Consider the following 8,459-nt stretch of genomic DNA (forward strand, 5'->3'; position numbering starts at 1 on the left):
TGTCAGGCCAAGCTGAACATCATCAAGGATCCCGTCATGAATCAATCATTGCCGCTGTTGACGCCGCTGCGGGGCATCGCTGCCCTGATGGTGGTGCTGTTCCACGCCCGCTTGCTGCTCTTCCCCCAGTGGATGGAGTCGATCGCCGGCCACACCCAACTCATCGAGAACGGCTACCTCTGGGTCGATCTCTTCTTTATCTTGAGCGGGCTGGTGCTGGCCCATGTCTACGGGGAGGCTTTCGCCCGCACGCCCCGCACCATAAGTTATGGCCGCTTCCTCTGGCTGCGGCTCACCCGGGTGTATCCCCTCTACCTGGTGACCCTGCTGCTGCTGGTGGGCTGGGAGCTCTACAAGGCCCACCATGGGATTGGCTTCTACGCCGGCCCCCTGTTCAAGATGTGGGAGTGGGAAGGAATGCCTCCGTTCGGCTCACCCTTTACCCCGGCCGAGGCGCTGCCAAGCAGCCTGTTGCTGCTGCAGGTGGTGACCGATCACGGATTGACCTGGAACTTCGCCGCCTGGTCGCTCAGCGTGGAGTGGATTAGCTATCTGCTGTTTCCGCTGCTCATTCCCCTCGCCGTCACCCGCAGCCGCTGGAGCAACCTCGCCCCCTTGCTGGCCCTGACGGTGCTGGCCTTTATCGTGCACAGTCGCGGTACCCTGGATGTCACCAGCGGGGCGCTGGCCATCGGGCGCGGGGTGAGTGAATTCGTGCTCGGCCTCTGGCTGCTGCCGAAGGTGAAGGCTGCCCGCCAGTGGCCCATGATGCAGCGGGATCTGCCGCTGCTGCTCGCCTTTTTGCTCCCCTTCGCGCTGATGCAGTTCACCATGACGCCGCAGCTGACCCTGCTGCTGATCAGCGCCTACGTGTTGCTGATCTGGATTGCCGCCTGCCAGGGCGATCGCCAGAGCCCGCTGCTGCGCCTCCTGGACAACCGCTTCACCAACTGGCTGGGGGATCTCTCCTACTCCATCTACCTGCTCCACGCCCTGGTGTTGCTCACCGGCTGCGAGCTTGTCCACTCTCTGGCGCCGGGGCTCACCGCGTGGTGGTACGCCCAGACCAACCCCTTGCTGGGGGTGCTGGCCACCCTGTTGATGCTCGCCGTGCTGATCGGGCTCTCGGCGCTGAGCTACACCCTGCTGGAGCGGCCGCTGCAACGGCGACTGCGCCGGCTAGGCAAGGCTCCCCAACCAGTGATGGAGCAAGCTGGCTAGTTTCCGTCGCCACATGCAGCCCCGATGCAAGACCAGCACGTCGTCGGGGCGGCTCAAAGTGAGACTAGCCTGAGCAAGGCGAAGGGTACGGATCTTTTTGAACCCGACGATCCCCTGCGCTTTGTGTGAATTTCAGTTCGAATCAAGAGGGCCGTCTGTGGCATAATGGCCCGTCCTGTGGTCCTCGGCGGGGCTTCGCCGGCGCATCCTTGCCCTCCTCCCGTCCTGCCAGGCAGCCTGACATCACTGTGTTCACAGGCCGCCAGGGCCACCCTATTTTTGCGCGCACATTTGACGGTGCCACAGCAGTTATTGGCACACGCAAGTCTGCCCACACAAGGGGAAAGCATGTCTTCCATTCGTCTGACCCAATACAGCCACGGCGCTGGCTGCGGTTGCAAAATCTCCCCCAAGGTGCTCGACACCATCTTGAAGAGCCAGATCCCGGGCTTTGACGACCCCACCCTGGTGGTCGGCAACAGCAGCAAAGATGACGCCGCCGTGGTGGACATCGGTAACGGTCAGGGCATCGTCTCCACCACCGACTTCTTCATGCCCATCGTCGACGATCCCTTCACCTTCGGTCGCATCGCCGCCACCAACGCCATCAGCGATATCTACGCCATGGGCGGCAAGCCCATCGTCGCCATCGCCATCCTCGGCTGGCCCGTCAACATACTCGCACCTGAAGTGGCCCAGAAGGTGATCGACGGGGGTCGCCAGGTGTGTCACGAGGCGGGCATTTCTCTGGCAGGCGGTCACAGCATCGACGCCCCCGAGCCCATCTTCGGTCTTGCGGTGACCGGTATCGTGCCACTCAACGCCATCAAGCAGAATAACACCGCCCAGGTGGGCGACACCCTCTATCTGACCAAGCCGCTTGGCATCGGCATCCTCACCACAGCCCAGAAGAAGGGCAAGCTCAAGCCCGAGCATGAGCAACTGGCCCCGGATGCCATGTGCACCCTCAACAAGATTGGCCAGCGCTTCGCCGCCTTACCCGGCGTACACGCCATGACCGACGTGACCGGTTTTGGACTGGCAGGCCACCTGTTGGAGATGTGCGAAGGTTCCAGCGTCAGTGCCCGCCTGGACTTCAAGGCGCTGCCGCTGCTTGACGAGGTGGATTACTACCTGAGTGAGGGCTGCGTACCGGGCGGTACCCTGCGCAACTTCGACTCCTATGGTGACAAGCTGGGTGCCATGGATGATCGCACCCGCAACATCCTGTGTGACCCGCAGACCAGCGGCGGCCTGCTGGTGGCCGTCGGTAAAGAAAGTGAAGCCGAGCTCCTTGCCATTGCCGCACAGGCAGGGCTGACCCTCTCTCCCATCGGCCAGTTGCAGGCCAGCACCGGCAACCAGTTCATCGAGGTTGTCCAATGAGTGCCCTGCCACTGGCCACGGATTACGCCCAGATCTTTTTGGATGAGGTTCCACTCATCGATCTGCGTGCCCCCGTCGAGTTCAAGGAAGGGGCCTTTCCCACCGCCGTCAGCCTGCCGCTGATGACGGACGAGGAGCGTGCCCGGGTCGGTACCTGTTACAAGCAGGAGGGACAGGCCGCAGCCATCACCCTGGGCCATCAACTGGTGGGTGGCGCGGTGCGCGCCGCGCGCATGGAAGGCTGGCTGGCCAGGTTGCGCCAGCAACCCGACGCCCTGCTCTACTGTTTTCGCGGCGGCCTGCGCTCCCAGACAGTGCAGCAGTGGCTGGCCGAGGCCGGCATCACCCGCCCCCGGGTCGCGGGCGGCTACAAGGCGCTGCGCCACTTTCTCATCGAGACCCAGGAGAAGGCCAGTGCAGAGTGCGACTGGACCGTGCTGACCGGCATGACCGGCTCCGGCAAGACCCACATGCTGGCGCACATCACCCAGGCGGTGGATCTGGAAGGGCACGCCCGTCACAGGGGGTCGTCGTTTGGCCAGCTGCCGGGTGGGCAACCCGGCAACATCGACTTCGAAAACCGGCTTGCCATCGAGCTGCTTCAGCGTCGCAACCGGGGGGAATCACAGTTTGTGCTGGAAGACGAGAGCCGTCTCATCGGTCGCTGCGCCCTGCCACTCAACCTTTATGAGGCCATGTGCCGGGCTCCTCTGGTGGTGGTGGAGGTGCCGCAGGAGGCACGGGCCGAGCAGATCCGCACCGATTACGTGCAGGATCTCTGGCTGCGCTATCTGGAGTTCCATGGGCCAGATGCAGGCTGGCCGCTGTTTGCCGGCTACCTCACCGACGCCATGGCCAGGCTCAAGCGCCGACTCGGGGACAAGGATTATCGCGAACTCGATGGGCTGTTGCAGGCCGCCCTCAGGGAACAGGCCCAGAGCGGGGACACCCGCGCCCATCTGGTCTGGATCAGGCTGCTGCTGACTCGCTACTATGACCCCATGTACCGCTATCAGCTGGACAACAAGCGCGAGCGGATCCTGTTTCGTGGTGACAAGGAGGCCTGCCTCGCCTTCTTCGCCAAACGCTCCCCCCTTCAGACCCCTCAGGAGAGTCCCACATGTTGAAGTTCGAGGTGATCCCGGTCACCCAGTTCGCCCAGAATTGTTCCCTTATCTGGTGTGACGAGACCCGCCAGGCTGCCCTCGTCGATCCCGGCGGCGAGGCGGACAAGCTGCTGGCAGCCATAGCCAAACGGGGGCTGACCCTCACCCATATCCTGCTGACCCACGGCCATCTGGATCATGTGGGCGCCGCCGCCGAGCTGCGCGAGAGAACCGGTGTCGCCATTACCGGCCCCCACAAGGAGGATGCCTTCTGGCTCGATATCCTGCCCCAGCAGAGTCAGATGTTCGGCTTCTCCCACACACCGGCCTTCACCCCCGATCACTGGCTTGCACAGGGTGACAAGGTGCAGCTGGGCCGGTGCAAGCTGGATGTCTATTTCTGCCCGGGCCACACTCCGGGCCACATCGTGCTGCTCTGCCAGGCAGAATACCTCGCATGGGTGGGGGATGTGCTCTTTGCCGGCAGCATAGGCCGCACCGATTTCCCGCGCGGGGATCACGGGACGCTGATCAAGTCGATCACCGAGACCCTGCTGCCCCTTGGCGATGAGATCGTCTTTATTCCGGGCCATGGCCCGAGCTCCACCTTTGGTCACGAACGGGCCAGCAATCCCTATCTGACACAGCCCATCTGGTAATCCCCCCGCTCCTCGCGGGAATCCCATTGAGCCTTGAGGCGCAAGATCTCCGGCATGATCTCGAGAAAACGGGAGAGCAGCCGGGGATCGAAGTGCTGGCCGGAGCCATCGCGCATGGTGGCCAGCACCCGGTCCAGGGGCCAGGGCTCCTTGTAGGGACGACGCACGCTCAGGGCGTCAAAGACGTCGGCGATGGCCACGATCCGCGACGCCTCGGGGATCCCCTCGCCGGTCTCGCCGGCGGGGTAGCCGGAGCCGTCCCATTTCTCGTGGTGGTGCAGGGCAATCTCCGCCGCCATGCGAAAAATGGGGGCATCGGATCGCCTCAAAATCTCGTAACCGATGCGCGGGTGACTTCGCATGATGACCCACTCCTCCTCGGTGAGGGGGCCAGGCTTCTTGAGGATGTGATCGGGGATACCAATCTTGCCCATGTCGTGCATGGGGGCCGCCAGCTCCAGCAGATCCGACTGCTCCGGGCTCCAGCCAGCCGCATCAGCCAGGGCCCGGGCGTATGCGGCCATGCGCCAGATATGCACCCCGGTGTCGGTGTCGTTGTAGTGGCCCGCCTCGCTCAGCATGACGATGGCAGTGCGATAGCTGCACTCGAGCTGATCGAGGCGCACCAGGGAGAGATGATTGCGCACCCGGGCACGCACCGTGCTCGGACAGACCGGCTTGTAGATATAATCCACTCCGCCCGCCTCGAACCCCTGGCTCTCGCTGTCTGCGTTGTCGCTCGCGGTGATAAAGAGCACCGGGATCCCGGCATGAGCCGGATCGGCCTTGAGCCGACGGCACACTTCGTAACCATCCATATCGGGCATGCGCACGTCCAGCAGGATAAGTGCCGGCTCGTGACGCCCCACGGCGGCCAATCCCTCCTCTCCCCCTTTGGCAAAGAAGAGGTTGTACTCCTCCTTGAGGATTTGCCGCAGCAACCCGAGGTTGCTCGGCTCGTCGTCGATGATCAACACGCGCGGTCGACTCATGGCGCAGGTTCCTCCCGATCCTCCAGATAATCCTCCAGCTTGCGGGTGGCGAACGGGATATCGAACAGCTCCAGGGCTGCACTTATTTCGCTCACCAGCTCGCAAGGCAAGTGACTCCTTGCCTGGCTCAGCGCCGGCTCAATCAGATCCAGATCCTCGCTCACCAGGGCCTGATGCAGGGCGTGCAGGCAGACCTCCCGCGCTTCCCCCTGGGCCAGCGGGGAACTGACCGCGCCCGGCATAGGTATCGATGGAGTGTTGTGCACGCTCCAGGGCCTCGAGGAAGGGTGCGATAAGCTGGCTGGTGTCGCCACCCTGCTCGATGGCCTCGTTCAACTCGGCACTGATACGCGCCACATCGGTGAGTGACAGGCTCCCCGCCCCCCCCTTGAGCTTGTGGGTCAGGCTCGCGGCCGCATCGGTCTCGTGCTGGGCGATATAGTCCGGCAACACGGTACCAACCGTCATGTAGTCATCGCGAAAACGCCGCAGGTATTTAAGATAGACCGAGGCTTCACCCCAGTTGCGCAGTCCGGTATCGATATCGATGCCGGCCACCGGCTCATGGGGGAGTGGCTCGTCGCTCACTGTGAGCGGCAGGACACAGTCCGGCAGATAACGCAGCAAGGTCGCGATAAGCTGCTCCACATCGAGCGGCTTGGCGATGAAGTCGTTCATGCCAGAGGCCAGCGCCGCCTCCCGCTGATCCTTGAATACCCCTGCGGTGAGTGCCAGCACGGGAGTCTCCTCCCGCCCCGGCAGCAGACGCAGGCGACGGGTCGCCTCGTAGCCATCCATCACTGGCATCTGCACATCCATGAGTACCAGATCGATGCGCCGTGCCGGATCTGCCAGGCAGGCCAGGGCTCGCTCCCCATCGATGGCGGTGATCACCTCGGCCCCCTCCCGTTGCAACAAGCGGGTCGCCACCTCCAGGTTGATGTCGCTGTCATCCACCAGCAGTATGTGCACGCCCGGCAGGCGCAGACGGCGCTGGCCACTCTCAAGGGGCTCCACATGCTCGCGCTTCTCGTGGATGAGACGTGCCACCGCGTTGTAGAGACTGGAGCCGGTGACCGGTTTGTGCAGCACCAGATCCACCTGATCCGAGCCGGGGCGGTGCATCAGTTCATCCTGGGAATAGGCGGTCGCCATGATGATGATGGGTGAACGCTCCTGCTGCTCGAAGGCGCGGCGAATGGCCAGGCAGGTCTCGAGCCCGTCCATGCCCGGCATGATCCAGTCGAGCAGGATCACGTCAAAACGCTCCCCCTGGCGCAGCAGATGGTGCAGCGCCTGCTCACCGGACTCCACCACCCGCGACTGCCATCCGAGGGAACCCACCGTCATCGACAGGGCGTCGCGGGTCACCTGATTGTCGTCGGCGATGAGCAGCGAGATGTGCTGCAGGCGCTCGTTCAAGGCCTCGGGCCGCTCCCCCTGCTCCAGCCGGACGCGGAACCAGAATTCGCTCCCCTTGCCAAGCTCGCTGGTGACGCCGATGTCCCCCCCATCAGATTCACCAGGCGGCGACTGATGGTCAGACCAAGCCCGGTGCCCCCGAAGCGGCGACTGGTGGAGGAGTCTGCCTGGGAGAATGCATTGAAAATGTTGGCCTGCTGCTCGGGGGGAATGCCGATCCCGGTGTCGCGCACCCGAAACAGCAAGGTGGCCATGCCGTCTTGCTCTGATTCCAGCACAACCTTGACCTCCACCTCGCCGCGTTCGGTAAACTTGATGGCATTGCCGGTCAGGTTGAGCAGCACCTGCTCGAGGCGCAGGGCGTCCCCAATCAGATGGGAAACCGGCTCGGGGGCACTGCTCACCACCAGTTTGAGGTGCTTCTGGCCAACGCAGGTGGACATGATGGCCGCCACGTGATCGAGCACCTCTTCGAGACTGAATGGCACCCGCTCAAGCTTGAGCCGACCCGACTCAATCTTGGAGAAATCGAGGATGTCGTTGATGATCCCGAGCAGCGCCTGCCCGGCCTGGTGGATTTTGCGCACCAGGGCATGCTGACCATCCTCGAGCCCTCCCTGTTCGAGCAGGTAGGTCAGCCCCATGATGGCGTTCATGGGGGTGCGGATCTCGTGGCTCATGTTGGCGATGAAATCACCTTTGACCTGTGCCAACCTGGCCGCTTCCTGCTGGGCCAGTTGCTCCTTGTGCCTGCTGCGCACCAGTGCAGCCACACCGGCACCAAACAACAGCAGCAGCACGGCGCTGGCGGCCAAGATGATCCCCCAGATATGAGTGCGAATGGCCTGCAGCTCGCTGTGCGGCACCAGGGACGCGGCTTTCCAGATCAGCTGATCATGATTCTGTGCCGGGTACAGGGTGGTCCAGCTCCAGAGTCCGTCGGCAGACTCCATCTGGCCGTTTGATGCGTCCCAGAACGCCTGCCAGGCCTGGGGAGAAGTCTGCTTCAGAGTCAGATCCGGGCGCTCGAGCATGAAGCCCCACTCCCGGGATGGGTCCGGGCTGCGCAGCCAGTATCCGTCCTGGTTGAACAGCATGATGTGATCGGCTGCCTTGCCGCGGTTGTCGGCAAACTCCTTGAGCATACGGGCAGCCTGAACGTTGATTAGCAGCAGACCAAGATCACGTCCCCCAAGGCGCAGACGCTTGGCAATGCGGATCTTGACATCCTCCCCCACCTTAGCGCTTCGCGTCACAGGAGGGGGATTCCCATTACTGGGTGATAGCTGCTCGCGCAGTACCGGGTTCCTGCTTCATCGGGCGGCCTGATTGCACCGCGCCTCCACAGGCTAAAACGGCGTGTCCCGCCGCTAAAATATTGCGAGCGCCATTCACATCGGCGTTCGCCTCATAACCACACGCAGCGCATTTAAACTGGCTTTGCGTCTGGCGGTTATCCTTCGCAGTATGCCCACAACAGGCGCACTGCTGGCTGGTGTAGGCCGGGTTTATCGCCAACACCTGACCACCTCGCCATGCCTGCTTGTATTCGAGCTGGCGGCGCAGTTCAAACCAGCCCTGATCTAATATCGAACGATTCAGCCCTGATTTTGCCCGGACGTTGCGCCCCGGCTGACTGGTCGTGCCCGCTGCTGATTTTGACATGCTGGCAA

General features: G+C 63.1%; 6 protein-coding genes and 1 pseudogene. 4 read left to right on the forward strand and 3 right to left on the reverse strand.

The features are described 5' to 3' along the window. Positions 1-36 precede the first annotated feature (36 nt). The 4 genes from HKD46_RS10175 to HKD46_RS10190 all read left to right on the forward strand — a co-directional run bounded on the left by HKD46_RS10175 (position 37) and on the right by HKD46_RS10190 (position 4,372). A complete protein-coding gene (locus tag HKD46_RS10175; protein WP_113978928.1) occupies positions 37-1,221 on the forward strand; it encodes an acyltransferase in 1,185 nt (394 codons plus the stop codon). A 348-nt stretch (positions 1,222-1,569) separates the two neighbouring features. Next, positions 1,570-2,607, forward strand: a complete 1,038-nt coding sequence (selD, locus tag HKD46_RS10180; RefSeq protein ID WP_113978927.1) for a selenide, water dikinase SelD — start codon at positions 1,570-1,572, stop codon at positions 2,605-2,607. Then, a complete protein-coding gene (gene mnmH / locus HKD46_RS10185; protein ID WP_113978925.1) occupies positions 2,604-3,734 on the forward strand; it encodes a tRNA 2-selenouridine(34) synthase MnmH in 1,131 nt (376 codons plus the stop codon). Before selD ends, mnmH begins: the two co-directional genes overlap by 4 nt. Then, positions 3,728-4,372, forward strand: a complete 645-nt coding sequence (locus tag HKD46_RS10190) for an MBL fold metallo-hydrolase (protein WP_113978923.1) — start codon at positions 3,728-3,730, stop codon at positions 4,370-4,372. The genes mnmH and HKD46_RS10190 overlap by 7 nt, the downstream gene beginning before the upstream one ends. Here HKD46_RS10190 and HKD46_RS10195 read toward each other — a convergent pair. The 3 genes and pseudogenes from HKD46_RS10195 to HKD46_RS10205 form a co-directional block, all read right to left on the reverse strand. Beyond that, positions 4,348-5,364: an HD domain-containing phosphohydrolase gene (locus HKD46_RS10195; RefSeq protein ID WP_113978922.1), complete on the reverse strand. Its 1,017-nt coding sequence runs from the start codon at positions 5,362-5,364 to the stop codon at positions 4,348-4,350. The two genes, HKD46_RS10190 and HKD46_RS10195, sit on opposite strands and share 25 nt — an antisense overlap. Next, positions 5,361-8,006, reverse strand: a pseudogene (locus HKD46_RS21565) (response regulator); the annotation flags it as partial. The pseudogene HKD46_RS21565 and the gene HKD46_RS10195, both read right to left, overlap by 4 nt. A 52-nt stretch (positions 8,007-8,058) precedes the next feature. Then, on the reverse strand, positions 8,059-8,459 hold a 401-nt coding region (locus tag HKD46_RS10205; RefSeq protein ID WP_185219256.1), incomplete at its 5' end, for an RNA-guided endonuclease TnpB family protein.

Origin of the sequence: Aeromonas sp. TW 6 (assembly GCF_013168745.1) — a bacterium.
In the GTDB taxonomy this organism is placed as follows: domain Bacteria; phylum Pseudomonadota; class Gammaproteobacteria; order Enterobacterales; family Aeromonadaceae; genus Aeromonas; species Aeromonas caviae.